Below are 17183 nucleotides of genomic sequence, written 5' to 3'. Positions count from 1 at the left end.
TTTGTAATATTTATTGCGGAACTTGATCGTTCCCCATCTCTACGATCAGTCATGGTCGTAGAGATTTTGTTTTTTATGTAGCATGCTGCTTGTGTAGCAACTGTTTGTGGTAACTGTTTATGGCTTCCTTACGTTCTTCTGCAATTCCTGTCTCCGATCCTGCGGCGGGTTTACGCATCACGGAGATCTTTTACTCTTTGCAAGGCGAAGCGAATACCTTTGGTCTACCGACCGTTTTTATTCGTTTAACAGGTTGCCCTTTACGCTGTAGTTATTGTGATACGACCTACTCCTTTGAAGGTGGTGAGCGTTTATCGCTTGAACAAATTATCGAAACTGCAAGCCAACATAAAACACCCTATATTTGCGTCACAGGAGGCGAGCCACTTGCTCAGCCGAATTGCCTGATTTTATTACAGCGCCTATGTGACCTCGGTTTTGAAGTATCTCTAGAAACCAGTGGTGCCTTAGATGTGTCTAAAGTTGATCCACGTGTTTCCAAAGTACTGGATTTAAAAACACCGACCTCTAAAGAAGATCATCGGAACCTATACAGCAATCTTGACTATTTAACGCCACATGATCAGATTAAATTTGTGATCTGTAATCGTGCGGACTATGAGTGGTCGAAACAACAACTTGAACAATTCCAGTTGCAAGATAAAGTGAGTACAGTATGGTTCTCGCCAGCTTTTGCAGTTGAAAAAGGTGCTGTTGCCCTGCCTGCTTTGGCGCGTGACTTAGCCCAATGGATTTTAGAAGACCATCTCCCTGTTCGTTTCCAATTACAGTTGCATAAGCTGTTATGGAATGATGAATCTGGTCGTTAAAATACTCACCATATCCGTTCTGCAAAATAGATCGGCTTTTCTCAAATTTATTTTTAGGTTGAATCATGGAAAATAATATGCGTTCTCGTGCCATCGTATTATTGTCTGGCGGCTTAGACTCAACAACGTGTCTTGCTTGGGCACAGGCAAATTATGAATGTATCGCCCTAAGCTTTATGTATGGTCAACGTTCGACGACTGAACTTGATGCAGCAAAAGCACTTGCACAACGTGCAGGCGTAGAACACCGTGTCATTAATATTGATTTGGGTAATTTAGGTGGCTCTGCGCTTACAGATCATAACATTGAAGTCCCAGAACAATTACAAGAAGGCATTCCTGTAACTTATGTTCCAGCACGTAACACTATTTTCTTATCTTATGCACTTGCTGCAGCCGAGGTTTTTGACGCTGCTGCCATCGTCATTGGGATCAATGCTGTTGATTATTCAGGGTATCCAGACTGTCGTCCTGAATTTATTGATGCTTTTGCCAATTTGGCTCGTCTGGCGACAAAAGCTGGTGTGGAAGGAAAACCCCTTAAAATTGAAACACCTTTGTTACATTTATCCAAAGCGAATATTATACGCTTAGGCATCGAACATGGCGTAGACTATAGTCAAACGGTATCCTGCTATCAGGCAGATGCTCAAGGACGTGCATGTGGCAAATGCGACAGCTGTCGTTTACGTCAACAAGGTTTTATCGAAGCAGGTATTGCGGATCCAACGCGTTACGCTGAATAACCGATATAGGGTAAAAAATTAGGTACATTATATGAAGTTTTCTAAATCAAATCTTATTCTTTCTACAATGATGTCAGCTGCAGCATTATTTGCAACGGCAACTCACGCAGCTGATAATCCATTACAAACTGCGTATAAAAGTACCAATGTAAAAGCAGCGTTGGTCAATGTATGTAAAGACCAAACTGCGAAAGGCGGCAAATTAACAGCAGCAGAAGTAACTAAATTCTGTGGTTGTCAAATTGACGCGCAAGGTAAAGTAACTGAAGCACAAAAATGGGAAATCCAAAGCGCAATCAATGCGAAGAAAAGCCCAAGTACTTTAGGTTTTGTACAACAGCAAAATAAAGATTTACAAGCTTGCTTAGGTGCACCGCTTGTGAGCAAGTTAGAAAAGCTCACTGAAGAAGCAATGAAAGCTGCTCAGCAACAGCAGCAACAAGCGCCGAAAAAATAAGCTTATCTTGCTCAGAACAAAGCCTGCATTTATGCAGGCTTTTTTTATCGAGTTTGTTAAAATCTCATTTATTTTGAATCAATTGAATAAGATCATGCAGGATCAATGGAAAAGCAATGCCGAACGACGAAAATCAATCGTCTCTTTTAGTGGTGGCAAAGACAGTTCTCTCGCCCTATATCACGCCATGCAAACAGGCACAGTGATCGGGTTAATTATGATGTTAGAAGAACAAGGACAACGCTCCCGTTCACATGCAATGCCACTCGAAATTATCCGTGCACAAGCAGAGGCCATTGGTTTGCCAGTGTATATGGCATCTTCCAGTTGGGCTGATTATGAAAGTAAATTTATTGCCCTACTCGATCAAGCCAAACAACACGGTGCCGAAGTACTTGTGACCGGTGATCTAGATATGCCTCAACATGGCTGTTGGCATGATCGTGTTACCCAACAAGTAGGGTTGAAATTGGGTATGCCACTGTGGTTACGCCCACATAAAGAAGTAGTAGAAGAATTTATCAATCTTGGTTTTCACAGTGTTCTCGTAACGGTTAATCTTAAACTCGGCATGAAAGTCGAAGATTTAGGCAAAACACTCACGCTGGAATACATCCAAGAGTTAGAAAATCGTGGCATTGATCCATGTGGTGAAGGTGGAGAATTCCACACCACTGTGATTGATGGGCCAATTTTTAACAAAGCTATTCCTGTACGCCAAGGCGATATTGTTTATCATGAGGAATATGCTTTTTTGCCCCTTGAGCTTGAACAAAATTAATTTTATCGAAGGATGAACAATGTCTGAGAATATTCAATTACCGAATCACACTTTCCCAACCACACAGGGTGAAGTGAATCTTGCAGAGCTAAGTAGTGAATGGCTGATACTCTATTTCTACCCTAAAGATTCAACCCCAGGTTGTACCACTCAAGCCATTGGCTTTTCTTGCTTAAAAGACCAATTTGATGCGTTAAACTGTCAAATTATTGGCGTCTCACGTGACTCAATTAAAGCACATCAGAACTTCACTGAGAAACAAGCACTCACGATTGATTTAATCAGTGATAAAGAAGAAGTGCTATGCAAACATTTCGATGTAATCAAAGAAAAGAATATGTATGGCAAACAAGTGATGGGCATCGAACGCTCAACTTTTATTTTCCATAACCAGAAATTGGTCAAAAGCTATCGTAAGGTCAAGGCTGCTGGACATGCAGAACAAGTGCTTGAAGACTTAAAAGCGTTACAATCAGCATAATCATGTTAAGTAACAAAAAAGCGAGTTAAAGGCTCGCTTTTTTTATTCAAGCAAATTGCCCTCAGCTTTACGATTGACGTATGATAAATAGATTAAAAGAATTAAATTAAAGACATTTAAAATGACTCATCTCAATGCTTTTTTGCCCCTATCCTTGTTATTTTTTCTGGCGGCATGTAACTCTAATGCACCTACGACTTCTCAAGATTCTGCCCCCTTAGTCGCACAAATTCAAAAACCAGCGACCGAAATACGCTGCCAAGACCTACAAAACCCGGCTTATCAACAAGTGCTTCTTGATGCAATTAATGAAATTCGGCAACATCCACGTCAATGTGGTGGACAGCATTTTCCCGCAGTTGCACCACTTAGATGGAACAATCACTTATATCAAAGTGCCTTGGCACATGCCGAAGATATGGCGCAGTACAGTGTGCTTGGACATGTCAGTAGCACAGGTCAAGATTTTAGAACCCGTCTAAAACAAACACAATTTAAAGGTCGAGGCGGTGGTGAAAACGTAGCACGTGGACAAAAAAATTTAAATGATGTGATGGCTACATGGCTTGCCAGTCCTGTGCATTGTCATAATTTAATGCATCCAAAATTTACAGATTATGCGCTAGCCTGTACAGTCGATGCATCAGCCAAGCAAAAGAGTTATTGGACTCAACAGTTTGGTGTTCGCTAAGAGGAATAAGCATGCAATCTGGATCAATTACCCCGATTTTTCGTATTTTTGATATTGAACTTGCGCAAGCATTTTATCTTGAGTATTTGGGCTTCCAATTGGACTGGCAACATACTTTTGGGGATAACTTCCCTGTTTATCTACAGATTTCCAAAGATGATTGCATCATTCATTTATCTGAGCATTTCGGTGATGCCAGCCCGCATAGTGCGATTCGCATTTATTGGGAAAATCTCAGTTTGTTTCATGCAGAATTGGATGCAAAAGACTATAAATTTGCAAAGCCTCAAGTAGAGAAAACCGATTGGGAAACCTTAGAGTTGAGTATCACCGATCCATTTTCAAATCGAATTATCTTTTGGGAAGATGCTTAAGCAATATAAACTCAAGCAGCTTTCCGTTTAGACTTAAAGGATTTATAGCTATAGAATTTCATATTGAAAAACTTTGCTTATAATTTTCCATTGTTGATGTTCATATATCAATGTTAATGCGTCATAAAAATATTTTGGCTGAATTGCACATTCAACATGCACAATTGCCAATCGCTCATGAATCAGGTTGATGGAAACCACTTTATCTTGTCTTAGCGCATTTTGAGAAGCGGGTGAAATACGCTTCTCCACAATAGAAAAATAGCTTGCCATATCCAGTTTTAACAAAGGATGATCCGTTGCATTGATATAAATGGCATCAGGGTGAAATACTTGTTGCAAACGGTTCACATCACAAAAATATAAAGCATCAAAATATTGATGCAGTTGCGAATGGATCGCTGAAATTACATCGTTAACCATAATTACCCCGTCGCCTCATCATTATGGACGAGTTGCTTTCGTCGCAGCATTGATACTGTCTCTCCCGTCACTCCCCAATTATCTGTATTCACCTCATCAATCACCACAAATGTGGTTGCAGGGTCCTTATCCAGTACCCGAACTACAAGCTCTGTCGCCTCCTTAATCAATTGCTGCTTTTGCTGTACTGAAACATTCTCTTTGGTAATTTGAATCAAAATATAAGGCATGATTTTTCTCTTCTAGAATAATTTTATTGAGATCAATACGCTAAACGGCTTCGACTGCAATCGCATTTTTGACAGTCTCACGATTGGCAACTCGCTGCATAAATTTGGTCAAATGTATGCAATCTGTTAGGTCCAATTCAATAAATACTGCCCAGCGTGTCACCACAAACAGATAAATATCCGCAATCGTAAAATCCGGTCCAGTTAAGTAATGCTGCTCAGCTAATTGCTGATCTATCCATCTATAATGCTTATTTAATATTGAGCTAAATACTGCTTTACGCTGATCAGCATAGCTGTCATGAAAAAAAGGCGTATATGCCTTATGAATTTCTGAGGCAATAAAATTCATCCACGCCAGTACCTGATAACGTTGAGGTGTATTGATTTCTGGTAATAGATCTTTTCGCCCAGCCTGATCCACTAAAAACTGGCTAATCACACTGCCTTCAGATAAAAATGATTCATCATTCAACTGGAGTAAAGGAACTTGCCCTTTGGAATTAAGCTGATAAAAATCGTCGCCTAATACTGTCAAATGCTGCTGTAAATCGACTTTGATCAATTCAAATGGAATTCCAAGCTCTCTTAAAACAATATGCGGGGCTAAAGAACAAGCGTTTGGTGAATAAAATAGTTTCATACAATCATTCCATCACAAGGGATGAAGCTATCTTATTATTTACATTTATGTGCTTAAATAGCGTACAACTCAAATCATTTTTTACATGGTGTAATGAATGTCACAGCAACTTAGACGAATGATGTTTAGCAGCGTCGAACTATTTTGTTTAGTTGCTGAATACGAAAGCTTTTCTAAAGCTGCATTACATGCAGGTGTTAGTCCTGCCGCTGTGAGTCGTTCAATCGCACGCCTTGAAAAGCATTTAACCCTTCCATTGTTTATCCGAACGACACGCCAAGTCCGTTTAACCCCACAAGGAAAAATCTATTTTGATGAATGCAAACAAGCATTAAATCAAATTCTTGAAGCAGAACAACAATTAAAGAATCAAAATCAGCAACCAACAGGTCTCATCAGACTCAGCGTTCCCACACCTTATGGGCATTATCGAATATTGCCTTTACTGGCAAAATTCTCACAACAATATCCAAAGATTGAAATTGATGTACAACTCACCAATAAAAATGTGGACTTTATAGCAGAAGGGTATGATTTAGCGATTCGTGGCCGGCAATTCGCTGATTCGAATCTGATTGCACGTCAACTTGAACAAGCAGAGTTGATCGTAGTTGCATCACCAGAATATCTAAAGCAATTTGGTACCCCACAATACCTTGAGGATTTACAGCATCATCAATGCATTCAATTTGTATTACCTAGCACAGGAAAAAATGTTCCTTGGCTATTCAATCTAAATCGCCAAATTGTAGAATATGTAACGACTGCAAAAATACGTTGTTTGGATGATATCTTAGGCACAGTTACCCTGGCCAAGCACGGTGCAGGTTTATTACAGACCTATCGTTTTATTGTTGAAAAAGAAATCGAAAATCATACGCTTGTTGAAGTATTAACTGAATTTTCTGGTGCATCCCGCCCTTTTTCTTTGGTTTATCCATCGAAAAAACACGAATCTTTTCATCTCCGTGTTTTGATTGATTTCCTGATCAACGAGTTAACAAACGCCAATTAAATTATTCAATATTGCTGCGATCATCCGTCAAATATTTTTTCTGTAATTCAGCGTAGATCGCTGATTTTTGAAATTCTCTCAGAAACTGGATTGTCCCCTCAGGAAAAAATTCAGTTTGAATCTCGCCACGATAATAAGCCTCACGCATTGGCGTTGCTGAAATTGAATCTTTCAAACTATCCAGCTCCACCATCTGCCACTCGGGGAATAAACGTAAATAATACGAAGACTCATCCTTGAAATGACCGATTAAGCCCACTTTTGCATTGGGCTGAATGACAGCATTGACCAAATCTTTAACTTGTTTAACCCATTTTTCATCGTTATACACATCAACGACATGAACAAAATGAATCCGTTTTTGATCTTGTGCAGAAAAATTCGACAAAATCATCTGTTCACGTTCAGTGGCTAAAAAAGGATTTTTGATATTCCGTTCAGATTGAGCCGAGCCCAAAGCCAAAATCACGTTCTGACTTTGCTGTAATGCAATTTCAATGGTTTGCATATGTGCCAAATGAAAAGGCTGAAAACGTCCAATAAAAACAAGATAGTCAAATGTGTACATAGGCGTAATTTCACTTTTTGTGAACTCATCAGTTGTGTCATTCAGATAAATATGCGACATAATGAGGGCACTTAAAAATCAATCTGGATTAAAGCAAGGATAGTACGATGACACTTAGCTGTATTCAACAACCTCATCAACATTTGCAAGCAAATTTAGAAGATGGCGTACTCACCTTAGCCATTAACCGTTCAGAAGCAAAAAATGCACTCTATGGCGAACTTTATCTTTGGATCGCAAAAGCTTTGGATGAAGCAGATGCGGATAAAGACGTTCGTGTGGTGATCTTCCGTGGTGCAGAACAAGACTTTACTGCGGGTAATGACATGAAAGACTTTATGGGCTTTATCCAAAAGCCACATGAAGGTAAAGCTGGCGATCAACCTCCATTTGTATTGTTAAAAGCTGCTGCACGGTTATCTAAGCCATTGATCATTGCGGTCAAAGGTGTCGCAATTGGTATTGGTGTAACGCTGCTATTACATGCTGACCTCGTTTTCGCAGACAACACTGCCCTATTCCAAATTCCATTTGTCAGTCTTGGCCTGTCTCCAGAAGGTGCGGCAAGTCGTTTATTAGTCAAACAAGCGGGCTACCAGAAAGCAGCTGAATTGTTATTCACAGCGAAAAAATTTGATGCAGCAACTGCGGTGAAAGCCAATCTGGTGAACGATGTGGTTGAAGATGTCTATGCCACTGCACAACAAACGGCTCAACATTTAGCTGCATTACCATTGGCGTCGATCAAACAAAGTAAGGCACTGATGAAGCAAGACTTGGCTGAAATCATCGCATGTGTTGATGATGAAGCTGAAATCTTTATGCAACGTGTGCGTTCTCCTGAAATGATGGAAGCCGTACAAGCCTTTATGCAAAAGCGTAAACCTGATTTTTCTCAGTTTAATTAATGCAATAGTCGTTGATTAAACCAAGCCACTTTGTTGCTCAACTTAGTGGCTTTTTTTATTTTCGTCATTTATCTAGATATTCAACATCGGACAGACTAAGCTCAAGTTAGATTAAAACTTGATTGTAAAGAATTTATGAAAGTTGTGATTGCCCCTGATTCATTTAAAGATAGCCTATCTGCACACGGTATTGCCCAAGCAATTTCTTTAGCTTGGCAACAAGTCTTTCCTGATGCAGAAATCATTCAATGCCCAATGGCAGATGGTGGTGAAGGCTCTATCGAGGCTGTCTTGGAGGTGTGTTCAGGGCAATGGCGTGAGCAAATGGTACAAGGCCCTCTTGGTGAACCTGTACGGGCAAAATGGGGCTGGTTAGATGCTGACAAGATCGCCATCATTGAAATGGCTCAAGCCAGTGGTATCCAGTTGGTGCAACCCGCTGATCGCGATGCATGTAACAGCAGTACCTATGGCACTGGACAACTGATTATCGCAGCATTAGATGCAGGTGCTCAGCACATTATTCTGACGATTGGCGGTAGCGCAACCAATGATGCAGGTACAGGTTTACTCAATGCATTAGGTGCTAAATTTCTAGATGCAGATCATCTGCTGGTGGTCATACCTTGCAAAACTTGGCACAGATCGATCTAGAAAATTTTGATTCACGAATTCAACAGACTAAATTTTTATTGGCTGCCGATGTGACCAATCCTTTATGTGGTCCAAATGGTGCATCTCATATTTTTGGGCCACAAAAAGGCGCTTCACCTCAACAAGTGTTGGAGTTAGATCAAGCTCTCTCCCATTTTGCCGACGTTACTGCTCAATTGCTTGGCGTCGATCAACGTAATGAAGCTGGTGCAGGAGCCGCAGGCGGACTTGGTTTTGCTGCTAAAACATTCTTAAAGGCTGAGTTTCGATCTGGAGTTGAAGTCATTGCAGAACTAAATCAACTTACTGCCAAAATCCAAGGCGCTGATTGGGTGATTACAGGTGAGGGAAAGTTTGATGAGCAGACCTTAAATGGCAAAACACCGTTTGGCGTTGCCAAAATTGCACAAGCCGCCAATATCCCTGTGATTGTGATTGCCGGAACACTTGGGCAAAACTATCAAGCTTTATATGAACATGGCATTACGGCTGCTTTTTCATTAACCTCAGGCCCGACCAGCCTAGAAGAAGCCTGTCAAAATGCGGCAGAGCTGATTCGTGCACGGACAACAGATATCGCTCGGTTGATTCAAAGCAGTATGCTTAGAAAAGAATAAAGTTTATTGAATCTCTAAAATCTGGATAAACTCAAAAGCAGGTTCTTCATAGGGATGACTTGCTTTTAGAGCTTTTGCCACAGCACAGGCCTTTTCTTTTGTGACAATAGTTTCAACTCGCCATTCTTCGAGCTGCTCTAATTCATCCAACTGCCCTAAAAAAGGATTTGCACCTTTTACAGGCTTAAATTGTCCAATGCCTTTGACTTGCCAAGCACAATGCTCATAATTGCCAATACCACCTGCTCCTGCTTTGAAAATGGCAGATTTTGTAGATTCAAGGTGAGACTCTGGCACGTAATAAATCAATTTTAGCATTATCGAAATGACTCAAATCATGGATAATCAATTCATGAATCATAACGCTAAAAAAGTCTAAAAATCAAAGTGAAATATTAATCATAAGATAGCTCACGCTTATCAGTACAATTTGAATAACGACGGTCAAGCCAAACCAAAACCAACCTTGATCTTTTGTATGCAATGTTCTTAAATAATTTTCATTTTTCATTATCCGATTTCTCATATTTGGTTCAATGTTAAAATATAAGAAGCAAGAATTGAGCCACTAAACAAATAGAAACAAGAACACCAATGATGATAAAATAATCAATTCAAACTCAATCTAATAGGTCATCAAAATGGGATAACTTCACGTATTGCTCAATTTCATCAACAAGAAAACTTACATCTACATCAAACTACTCCACTAATTTTCACTGTAGATCATGTGTTTTCAAATGCTGAATGCAATTCTTTTATAGAACTAAGCAATCAATATCACTATGAAACAGCCGATATATCTATAAATTCTGCTCGGCAAGTCCAGACCAATATTAGAAATAATCAACGTGTGATTTATGATAGTACTGAACTAGCGGACACCCTGTACTCTAAGCTTAAACCTTCTTTACCAGAACGACTCAACGGCTGGGAAATTTCTGGCCTAAATGAGCGTTTCCGTTTTTATCGATATGAAAGTGGAGAAACTTTTAAACCTCATTTTGATGGAATATATGAGGTTAATGATAGGTATCGTAGTCAGTTAACATTACTGATTTATTTGAGTGAAGATTTTATTGGGGGTGAAACGATTTTCTATCGTAATAGCGGTATGTTGAAACCATGCAAAGAAACTCAGACCGCTAATATTCAACCAAAACTTGGACAAATCCTTGTATTTGAACATCAGCAATTGCATGAAGGCGCACCTGTTATCTCAGGTCAAAAATACGTACTTCGTACCGATGTCATGTATAGAAATCCAATCATTTTAGAAGCTACAAACAATTGAAGTAGTTTTTGAGTTAAAAGCCATCTTATTATGATGGCTTTAATTTATCAGCAAATATTGCCTTAAAAAGCTTAGCGCTTCTTTAAAGGTTTCATGCCAATGATCATCTGGTTGTTGATCTAAAGAATACCAAAAGAACCTAAAGTCTAAACCACCATCATCCTGACAATGATGTAGCCACGTTTCAGCCAACTCACTCTTTAGCTCACATAAATAGAAATACCAATCTTGCTGATTAAAGCTAAGTATGAGATTGCCCATAAACTTGGAATTAGGCTGAGCAATCAATCCCGATTCTTCAAACAACTCACGAATTGCAGCCTGTTCATATTGCTCAGCTTGTTCGATTGTTCCCTTAACCAATTGAGTCCCAGCAAGTGGATGATGAAAAGCCAGTATTTCTACACCATGATTTTTATGTCTTAAAACTACAGGGACAACTTTTTTCATAACTTTGTCATTTTAAATAAAAGAAACATGAATCAAAAACCATCCTCTATAACATATCAGCATTCAATAATTAACATCATAGGACAATTTTAACTATTGATCATCTTATGATCTTTTAACCAATGTTAAAAAAATATATAAAAGATTAATCAGGATATATAACGCTCAGTCAAATATCCCATGATTCGCTCAATTAGATTTTAAAGCGAGTCAATAAAATTTAAAAAACTAGAATCTAAAGCAAAGAGTATTTATATGCCTCATAAACCTCTGATGACCTTAATTTTCACTTTTAGTGCGTTAACAAAATCTACTCTTCTCTATGCAAATAAAATAACACACCTTAAACAAATGGAGTCAAGTCCGCATCATTCATCTTCGACACCTAGAAACATGAAACAAATTTATCAAGGTGAACATGGAATATGGTTTCTTTCTAAACATCGTGGCAGAAAAGGAGGATGTGCTGTTACTTATAATTCTGATTTAAGCCAACTCACCCTGTTCGGTCCTACAGAAAAAAGTACTGGAGCATTGGTATTTACAGGTCCTCATATACCAACAACAACCAGTAATCAACAACTCGACATTGTGATGCGTACGGATCAATCTGAAACTTTAACTGAGGCAACACTCATCCCTAGCCACACGAAAGGGATCTTACTTGTCCCAGTCACTATGGTACAAACAGCGTCTAATTTGGATGATGTTGGCGCAATGGAAGTTCTACTACAAGGAAAAACAATTTATGCATCATCTATTAGTGGTGGTTTCAGAGCCCGTGATGCATTAATGAGTTGCATCAAAAGCTAAATATAAAAAGCCATCATCAGATGGCTTTTAAATGTATTTCAGTCCAAAAATCAAGCCATAAGACTTAACTTTCTAATTTAGTTAAGTGTCGTTTTTCATATAAAGTCAGCGCAAATGCCAAACCACATAAAATCACAAAACCACAGGTCATTGGAATTAAAGTTCCGTTATATAACTGACCAATAATAGAGGCGAGAATAAGCGATAATACCGAAGACGATGCACCAATAATCGCAGAAGCCATACCAGCCACATGCCCCATCGGTTCCATTGCAATCGCATTTAGATTGCCAAATAGCGTTCCAAACAATAAAAACAGAATGCAGGCATACAGCATAAACATCCAGAATGAGATGGATACGCCAGAAAGCTGAATGATGAGGAACAGCAACGAAATTAGACTTAAACCAAGAAAGCCATAAATACAGATGGGACGCATGCCAAACTTCATGACAATTCTAGAATTGGTAAAAGACGCAATCCCCATCACACCTGCTAATAGCGCAAAATAGGCACTAAACTCCTGCCCTGTTTTGCCAAATTGTTGCATAAAAATTTGTTGTGACGTTCCAAGATAGCCAATAAAACCGCCAAAGCAAAAGCCTGCACACAGTAAATAACTCATGGTGGTTTTATTGCTCACCACTTCCTTAAAACCATCCTTAAATGCTTGTACTCGCATTGGCAGACGATTCTCAGGCACTAAGGTCTCTTCCAAGCGCAAAGCAATCCATGCTCCAACAGCGATAGCATAGACCATATACAACACAAAAATATCGCGCCAGCCAAAGAAATGGATGATCAACTGTCCCAAGCTCGGTGCAACTGCAGGCGCGACCATAAATACCATCATGATCAGAGACATGATGCGGGCCATTTGGGCACCACTGTATTTATCCCGAACGATCGAAATCGAAGCAACATAAGGCCCTGAAACACCAACACCCTGAATAAAACGTCCGACTAAGAACCATTCAAAACTTTGGGTGGAATAGCACAATAAACTGCCTAAAAAGTAGATCACGATGCCTGTAAATAAAATCCGTTTCCGTCCAATCGCATCGGATAATGGTCCTGCAATCAACTGTCCAATGGTCATTCCAGAGAAAATACTGATGATGACCCATTGTGCCTGATTACTATTTTGCAGGGTAAAAACACGACCAATTTCACCCAGTGCAGGTAAAACAGCATCAATTGAAAATGAGACAATGGACATGAGTAATGCCATCAGCAGTGCAAATTCGTGGAAATGGATTTTTGATTTCATTTTTCTTGTCCATTGATGATTATTTTATACGGAATGAAATAAGCCACCTGACGGTGGCTTATTTCATGACTTTAATTAACCAATAAATTTACGTGCGTTACGGAACATACGTAACCAAGCACCATCTTCTGCCCAATCTTCAGGCTTCCAAGAATGCTGTAAAGCACGGAAGTTACGCTCTGGATGTGGCATCATCACGGTTGCACGACCATCTTTAGAGGTTAAACCTGTAATCGCTTCCGGTGAACCGTTCGGGTTCAACGGATAGTGCTGAGTTGGATTACCCAAGCTATCCACATAACGCAAGATCACTTGGTTCTCAGCATTTAAAGCAGCAATTTGCTGTTCAGTTGCAACCAAACGACCTTCACCATGCGCAACAGCGATTGGTAAAATCGAACCTTGCATATCTTCAAGCAAGACAGAAACTGATTTTTCTACACGAACGTTCACGGCACGCGCTTCAAATACTTCTGAAGTGTTACGGTGGAAACGGCCCCAATGCTCTGCACCTGGAATCAGTGGTGCAAGTTGAGACATCATTTGACAGCCATTACATACGCCTAAGCTGAATGTATTTTGACGATGGAAGAACTGTTCAAACTGGTCACGTAATTTCGCATTGAACAATACTGATTTCGCCCAGCCACCACCAGCACCCATCACGTCACCGTATGAGAAACCACCACACGCCACTAAACCTTCGAAGTCGCTCAAGCTGACACGACCTGCAAGTAAGTCACTCATGTGTACGTCGATGGTATTGAAGCCGACTTTGTCAAAAGCAGCGGCCATTTCAACATGACCATTAACACCCTGCTCACGCAAGATGGCCATATTAGGACGACGTGTATTGATAAACGGCGCTTCAACTGGCTCATTTAAATCATAAGTTGCTTGCGCAATTAAACCTTTGTGGTTTTGATCTGCAATTAAAGCAAACTCTTGATCAGCAGTTTCAACGTTATCACGTAAGCGTTGGATCTGATGCGATACTTCAGCCCATGCTTGTTGCAATTCAGCACGCTCTAAAGCCAAACCATTGACAGCCAATTGATCCGTAGTATTGACACGACCAACAACTGCAATTGCATCTTTCAAACTTGATGCCGTAACTTCAACTTCTAACTGTGCCCAATCAGCCGCTGTGATTTGTAGTACAGCACCAATTTCTTCAGCGAATAAACTTTCAGTTGATTGATTTTCTAAAGCAACACCTAAGCGTGAAGCAAACATCATTTCAGCAACAGTCGCCAATAAACCGCCATCACCGATATCATGGTAAGCCTTAATCACACCACGATTGTTCCAGTCTTGAATCAAGGCAAAGAATGCTTTGAAGTCATCAAAACTATCGACATCAGGCGTGACTGAACCGATTGCCTTATACACTTGAGCAAGGATCGAACCACCTAAACGGAATTGACCTTTAGATAAATCAATACGAACCAATACAGAATCTGCTAAGTTCTTCAATTCAGGCGTCAATGTTTTACGAACATCCAAAACTGGTGCGAATGCAGTAATCACACCTGTCATTGGCGAAGTTACTGCTTTGTCTTCACCATCGTTCCAAGTGGTACGCATTGAAAGTGAATCTTTACCGACCGGAATTGCGATGCCTAACGCAGGACACATTTCCATACCAATCGCTTTCACACCTTCAAACAAGGCTTGATCTTCACCTTTTTGACCAGCAGCTGCCATCCAGTTTGCAGAAAGTTTGATATCACTGATTTGTTCAATGTTGGCACAAGCAATGTTGGTGATTGCTTCAGCAACCGCTAAACGTGCAGACGCAGCTGGATTTAACAAGGCTACTGGTGGACGTTCACCCATTGCCATTGCTTCACCAGTGAAACCTTGCAAACTTGTAGTCGTTACTGCTGCATCTGCTACAGGAACCTGCCAGCGACCGACCATTTGATCACGTGCAACCATACCTGTAATCGAACGGTCGCCAATGGTGATCAAGAATGATTTAGAGGCAACTGTTGGATTTTTCAATACACGGAAAATCGCATCTTTTAAATCAACTTTCGCAGCATCAAAGTCGTTGCCTGTACGCTCAATCGTTTCATACGAACGTTGCATACGCGGTGTACCACCTAAGATCACCTGCATTGGAATATCGACAGGCTTGTTCTCAAACAAAGGATCTTCAACTGTTAAGTGACGCGCTTCAGTCGCTTCACCAAGTACTGCAAACGGACAACGCTCACGTGCACAAATTTCTTCAAATTGTTCTAAAGACTCTGGACGAATTGCAAGCACATAACGTTCTTGCGCTTCATTTGACCAGATTTCCATCGGGCTCATACCTGGCTCTAATGATGGAATTTTACGCAGGTTAAGCACTGCACCCAACTCATGATCATTCACAAGTTCTGGCATCGCATTAGATACACCACCTGCACCCACATCATGTACAGACACGATTGGGTTAAAGTCTTCTAAACGCCAGCAGGTATCGATGACTTCTTGGCAACGGCGTTCCATTTCTGGGTTTTCACGTTGAACAGAAGCAAAATCCAAGCTCTCGCCCATAGTACCGCTGTCTACAGAAGACGCTGCACCACCGCCAAGACCGATCAACATTGCAGGGCCACCCAACACGATGAGTAAGTCACCCGGTTGGATCGCATCTTTTTCAACATGGTCAGGACGAATGTTACCGTAACCACCAGCGATCATGATTGGCTTATGGAAGCCTTTTACGTCACCATTTACATTCTGTTCGAAAGTACGGAAATAACCATTTAAAGCTGGGCGACCGAATTCGTTGTTAAACGCAGCACCACCCAATGGACCTTCGATCATGATTTGTAATGGCGACGCCATACGCGAAGGTTTACCGTAGTTATCTTCCCAAGGTTGTTCAAAACCAGGAATATTTAAGTTTGAAACCGTAAAGCCTGTTAAACCAGCTTTTGGTTTACCACCACGACCAGTTGCACCTTCATCACGGATTTCACCACCCGAACCTGTTGCAGCACCTGCAAATGGAGCAATTGCAGTTGGATGGTTGTGTGTTTCAACCTTCATTAAAATATGGGCAGCTTGGCTCTTATATTTATAAACGAAGTGACCATTTTCATCCGCTTTCGGATAAAAACGCATCGTGTCATAACCCACAATCACAGACGCGTTATCTTTATATGCTGATAACACATCTGTTGGAGATTCTTTATACGTATTCTTAATCATTTGGAACAATGATAATGGTTGTTTTTCACCATCAATTGTCCATTCAGAACCAAAGATTTTATGACGACAATGTTCAGAGTTTGCTTGTGCAAACATCATCAATTCGATGTCATTTGGATTACGACCCAGCTTGGTAAATGCTTCGGTTAAGTAATCAATTTCTTGCTCAGATAAAGCAAAGCCAAACTCATTGTTGGCTTTAACTAACGCTTCTTTTCCTTGACCCAAGATATCAATTGAGTTCAATGGCTTCGGCGCTGTTTCTGAGAATAGAGCTTTTGCATCATCAATTTGAGCAAAAACACTCTCTGTCATACGGTCATGTAATGCCAATTTCACTTCGTTCGAAATCTCTTTCACACCTTTCAGTGTAAATAACAGACCACGCTCTAAACGATGAATGGGCGTATTACAGTTTTGGAAAATATCCGTTGCTTTAGATGACCACGGAGAAATTGTCCCCACACGTGGTGTCACTAAAATTTGGATTTCATCACTTGCAGCTTGGCGAAGTTCGAAAGATTGACCATCGTTTAAAAGTTGTAATGCCGATTGATGTTGCTGCTCGTTGAGCGCTTGATCAAACAAATAAACCCACTGGCTGTCAAAAGATTGAACAGAACTCATTGACGTTAATCGGTTTAAGAGTTGAGCTTTCTTGAAAGAAGAATGTGCTGATGCACCGGCCACGATAAACATGTTGACTTTGGCTCCACGGGTGGGTCTAACGA

At 40.4% G+C, this 17183-nt stretch carries 20 protein-coding genes and 1 pseudogene; 12 read left to right on the top strand and 9 right to left on the bottom strand.

Annotation, left to right across the window (positions count from 1 at the left end; genetic code table 11):
- Positions 1-119 precede the first annotated feature (119 nt).
- From queE to A7P54_RS11200, 7 genes are all read left to right on the top strand, one after another.
- Positions 120-830, top strand: coding sequence for a 7-carboxy-7-deazaguanine synthase QueE (gene queE, locus A7P54_RS11230; RefSeq protein ID WP_005204859.1), 711 nt, complete (start codon positions 120-122; stop codon positions 828-830).
- A 77-nt stretch (positions 831-907) separates the two neighbouring features.
- On the top strand, positions 908-1576 hold the full coding sequence (gene queC, locus A7P54_RS11225; RefSeq protein WP_201772399.1) for a 7-cyano-7-deazaguanine synthase QueC: 669 nt from the start codon (positions 908-910) through the stop codon (positions 1574-1576).
- A gap of 31 nt (positions 1577-1607) precedes the next feature.
- A complete protein-coding gene (locus A7P54_RS11220) occupies positions 1608-2033 on the top strand; it encodes a hypothetical protein (protein WP_004805717.1) in 426 nt (141 codons plus the stop codon).
- Between the two features lie 94 nt (positions 2034-2127).
- A complete protein-coding gene (locus tag A7P54_RS11215; RefSeq protein ID WP_171549618.1) occupies positions 2128-2814 on the top strand; it encodes a diphthine--ammonia ligase in 687 nt (228 codons plus the stop codon).
- 19 nt (positions 2815-2833) lie between these two features.
- Positions 2834-3295: a peroxiredoxin gene (locus A7P54_RS11210; protein WP_171549617.1), complete on the top strand. Its 462-nt coding sequence runs from the start codon at positions 2834-2836 to the stop codon at positions 3293-3295.
- A 121-nt stretch (positions 3296-3416) separates the two neighbouring features.
- Positions 3417-3986 carry a CAP domain-containing protein gene (locus tag A7P54_RS11205; protein WP_171549616.1) on the top strand — a complete coding sequence of 190 codons (570 nt, stop codon included), beginning with the start codon at positions 3417-3419 and terminating at the stop codon, positions 3984-3986.
- 11 nt (positions 3987-3997) lie between these two features.
- Positions 3998-4360 (top strand): glyoxalase superfamily protein, encoded by a 363-nt coding sequence (locus A7P54_RS11200; RefSeq protein WP_171549615.1) that lies wholly within the window; start codon positions 3998-4000, stop codon positions 4358-4360.
- A gap of 48 nt (positions 4361-4408) precedes the next feature.
- On the opposite strand, the gene A7P54_RS11195 is transcribed toward A7P54_RS11200, so the two are convergent.
- Genes A7P54_RS11195 through gstA form a run of 3 tightly spaced genes read right to left on the bottom strand, consistent with a single transcriptional unit; the run spans position 4409 to position 5656 of the window.
- The gene (locus A7P54_RS11195) at positions 4409-4783 is read right to left on the bottom strand and encodes a nuclear transport factor 2 family protein (RefSeq protein WP_033133629.1); all 375 of its coding nucleotides are present in this window, start codon (positions 4781-4783) and stop codon (positions 4409-4411) included.
- A gap of 2 nt (positions 4784-4785) precedes the next feature.
- The gene (locus A7P54_RS11190; protein ID WP_171549614.1) at positions 4786-5013 is read right to left on the bottom strand and encodes a 4-oxalocrotonate tautomerase family protein; all 228 of its coding nucleotides are present in this window, start codon (positions 5011-5013) and stop codon (positions 4786-4788) included.
- Between the two features lie 40 nt (positions 5014-5053).
- Positions 5054-5656, bottom strand: a complete 603-nt coding sequence (gstA, locus tag A7P54_RS11185) for a glutathione transferase GstA (protein ID WP_171549613.1) — start codon at positions 5654-5656, stop codon at positions 5054-5056.
- Between the two features lie 97 nt (positions 5657-5753).
- Between gstA and A7P54_RS11180 the strand changes: the two genes are divergently transcribed.
- Complete coding sequence (locus tag A7P54_RS11180; RefSeq protein WP_171549612.1) at positions 5754-6671, top strand: LysR family transcriptional regulator; 918 nt, start codon at positions 5754-5756, stop codon at positions 6669-6671.
- A 1-nt stretch (position 6672) separates the two neighbouring features.
- On the opposite strand, the gene A7P54_RS11175 is transcribed toward A7P54_RS11180, so the two are convergent.
- Positions 6673-7239 (bottom strand): nicotinate-nicotinamide nucleotide adenylyltransferase, encoded by a 567-nt coding sequence (locus tag A7P54_RS11175; protein ID WP_171549697.1) that lies wholly within the window; start codon positions 7237-7239, stop codon positions 6673-6675.
- A gap of 107 nt (positions 7240-7346) precedes the next feature.
- On the opposite strand from A7P54_RS11175, the gene A7P54_RS11170 reads away from it, so the two are divergent.
- Positions 7347-8147, top strand: a complete 801-nt coding sequence (locus A7P54_RS11170) for an enoyl-CoA hydratase-related protein (RefSeq protein ID WP_151714747.1) — start codon at positions 7347-7349, stop codon at positions 8145-8147.
- Between the two features lie 135 nt (positions 8148-8282).
- Positions 8283-9418: pseudogene (locus A7P54_RS11165) on the top strand (glycerate kinase).
- A gap of 3 nt (positions 9419-9421) precedes the next feature.
- Here A7P54_RS11165 and A7P54_RS11160 read toward each other — a convergent pair.
- Positions 9422-9736, bottom strand: coding sequence for an NGG1p interacting factor NIF3 (locus A7P54_RS11160; RefSeq protein ID WP_216077087.1), 315 nt, complete (start codon positions 9734-9736; stop codon positions 9422-9424).
- A 64-nt stretch (positions 9737-9800) separates the two neighbouring features.
- Positions 9801-9932 carry a KGW motif small protein gene (locus A7P54_RS18995; protein WP_354667339.1) on the bottom strand — a complete coding sequence of 44 codons (132 nt, stop codon included), beginning with the start codon at positions 9930-9932 and terminating at the stop codon, positions 9801-9803.
- 216 nt (positions 9933-10148) lie between these two features.
- Here A7P54_RS18995 and A7P54_RS18990 point away from each other — a divergent pair, with 216 nt between their 5' ends.
- The gene (locus A7P54_RS18990; protein ID WP_171549611.1) at positions 10149-10712 is read left to right on the top strand and encodes a 2OG-Fe(II) oxygenase; all 564 of its coding nucleotides are present in this window, start codon (positions 10149-10151) and stop codon (positions 10710-10712) included.
- 39 nt (positions 10713-10751) lie between these two features.
- Here A7P54_RS18990 and A7P54_RS11150 read toward each other — a convergent pair whose 3' ends face one another.
- Positions 10752-11162 carry an NUDIX domain-containing protein gene (locus tag A7P54_RS11150; RefSeq protein ID WP_171549610.1) on the bottom strand — a complete coding sequence of 137 codons (411 nt, stop codon included), beginning with the start codon at positions 11160-11162 and terminating at the stop codon, positions 10752-10754.
- 255 nt (positions 11163-11417) lie between these two features.
- Here A7P54_RS11150 and A7P54_RS11145 point away from each other — a divergent pair, with 255 nt between their 5' ends.
- A complete protein-coding gene (locus tag A7P54_RS11145; RefSeq protein WP_171549609.1) occupies positions 11418-11975 on the top strand; it encodes a hypothetical protein in 558 nt (185 codons plus the stop codon).
- A gap of 64 nt (positions 11976-12039) precedes the next feature.
- On the opposite strand, the gene A7P54_RS11140 is transcribed toward A7P54_RS11145, so the two are convergent.
- Both A7P54_RS11140 and purL read right to left on the bottom strand, forming a co-directional pair.
- Positions 12040-13245 (bottom strand): multidrug effflux MFS transporter, encoded by a 1206-nt coding sequence (locus A7P54_RS11140; protein ID WP_216077086.1) that lies wholly within the window; start codon positions 13243-13245, stop codon positions 12040-12042.
- Positions 13246-13320: 75 nt separating this feature from the next.
- Positions 13321-17151: a phosphoribosylformylglycinamidine synthase gene (gene purL / locus A7P54_RS11135; RefSeq protein ID WP_171549608.1), complete on the bottom strand. Its 3831-nt coding sequence runs from the start codon at positions 17149-17151 to the stop codon at positions 13321-13323.
- Between the last annotated feature and the right edge of the window lie 32 nt (positions 17152-17183).

It is taken from the genome of Acinetobacter sp. Ac_3412, assembly GCF_013072675.1.
GTDB classification, from domain to species: Bacteria; Pseudomonadota; Gammaproteobacteria; order Pseudomonadales; family Moraxellaceae; genus Acinetobacter; species Acinetobacter higginsii.
The sequence above is the reverse complement of the archived record's forward strand: the minus strand, read 5'-3'. Positions and strand labels throughout refer to the sequence as shown.

Coding starts and splice junctions, on each gene's coding strand:
- queE (WP_005204859.1), top strand. CDS start 120: ATGGCTTCCTTACGTTCTTCTGCAATTCCTGTCTCCGATCCTGCGGCG.
- queC (WP_201772399.1), top strand. CDS start 908: ATGCGTTCTCGTGCCATCGTATTATTGTCTGGCGGCTTAGACTCAACA.
- A7P54_RS11220 (WP_004805717.1), top strand. CDS start 1,608: ATGAAGTTTTCTAAATCAAATCTTATTCTTTCTACAATGATGTCAGCT.
- A7P54_RS11215 (WP_171549618.1), top strand. CDS start 2,128: ATGCAGGATCAATGGAAAAGCAATGCCGAACGACGAAAATCAATCGTC.
- A7P54_RS11210 (WP_171549617.1), top strand. CDS start 2,834: ATGTCTGAGAATATTCAATTACCGAATCACACTTTCCCAACCACACAG.
- A7P54_RS11205 (WP_171549616.1), top strand. CDS start 3,417: ATGACTCATCTCAATGCTTTTTTGCCCCTATCCTTGTTATTTTTTCTG.
- A7P54_RS11200 (WP_171549615.1), top strand. CDS start 3,998: ATGCAATCTGGATCAATTACCCCGATTTTTCGTATTTTTGATATTGAA.
- A7P54_RS11195 (WP_033133629.1), bottom strand. CDS start 4,783: ATGGTTAACGATGTAATTTCAGCGATCCATTCGCAACTGCATCAATAT.
- A7P54_RS11190 (WP_171549614.1), bottom strand. CDS start 5,013: ATGCCTTATATTTTGATTCAAATTACCAAAGAGAATGTTTCAGTACAG.
- gstA (WP_171549613.1), bottom strand. CDS start 5,656: ATGAAACTATTTTATTCACCAAACGCTTGTTCTTTAGCCCCGCATATT.
- A7P54_RS11180 (WP_171549612.1), top strand. CDS start 5,754: ATGTCACAGCAACTTAGACGAATGATGTTTAGCAGCGTCGAACTATTT.
- A7P54_RS11175 (WP_171549697.1), bottom strand. CDS start 7,239: ATGTACACATTTGACTATCTTGTTTTTATTGGACGTTTTCAGCCTTTT.
- A7P54_RS11170 (WP_151714747.1), top strand. CDS start 7,347: ATGACACTTAGCTGTATTCAACAACCTCATCAACATTTGCAAGCAAAT.
- A7P54_RS11160 (WP_216077087.1), bottom strand. CDS start 9,736: ATGCTAAAATTGATTTATTACGTGCCAGAGTCTCACCTTGAATCTACA.
- A7P54_RS11150 (WP_171549610.1), bottom strand. CDS start 11,162: ATGAAAAAAGTTGTCCCTGTAGTTTTAAGACATAAAAATCATGGTGTA.
- A7P54_RS11145 (WP_171549609.1), top strand. CDS start 11,418: ATGCCTCATAAACCTCTGATGACCTTAATTTTCACTTTTAGTGCGTTA.
- A7P54_RS11140 (WP_216077086.1), bottom strand. CDS start 13,245: ATGAAATCAAAAATCCATTTCCACGAATTTGCACTGCTGATGGCATTA.
- purL (WP_171549608.1), bottom strand. CDS start 17,151: ATGTTTATCGTGGCCGGTGCATCAGCACATTCTTCTTTCAAGAAAGCT.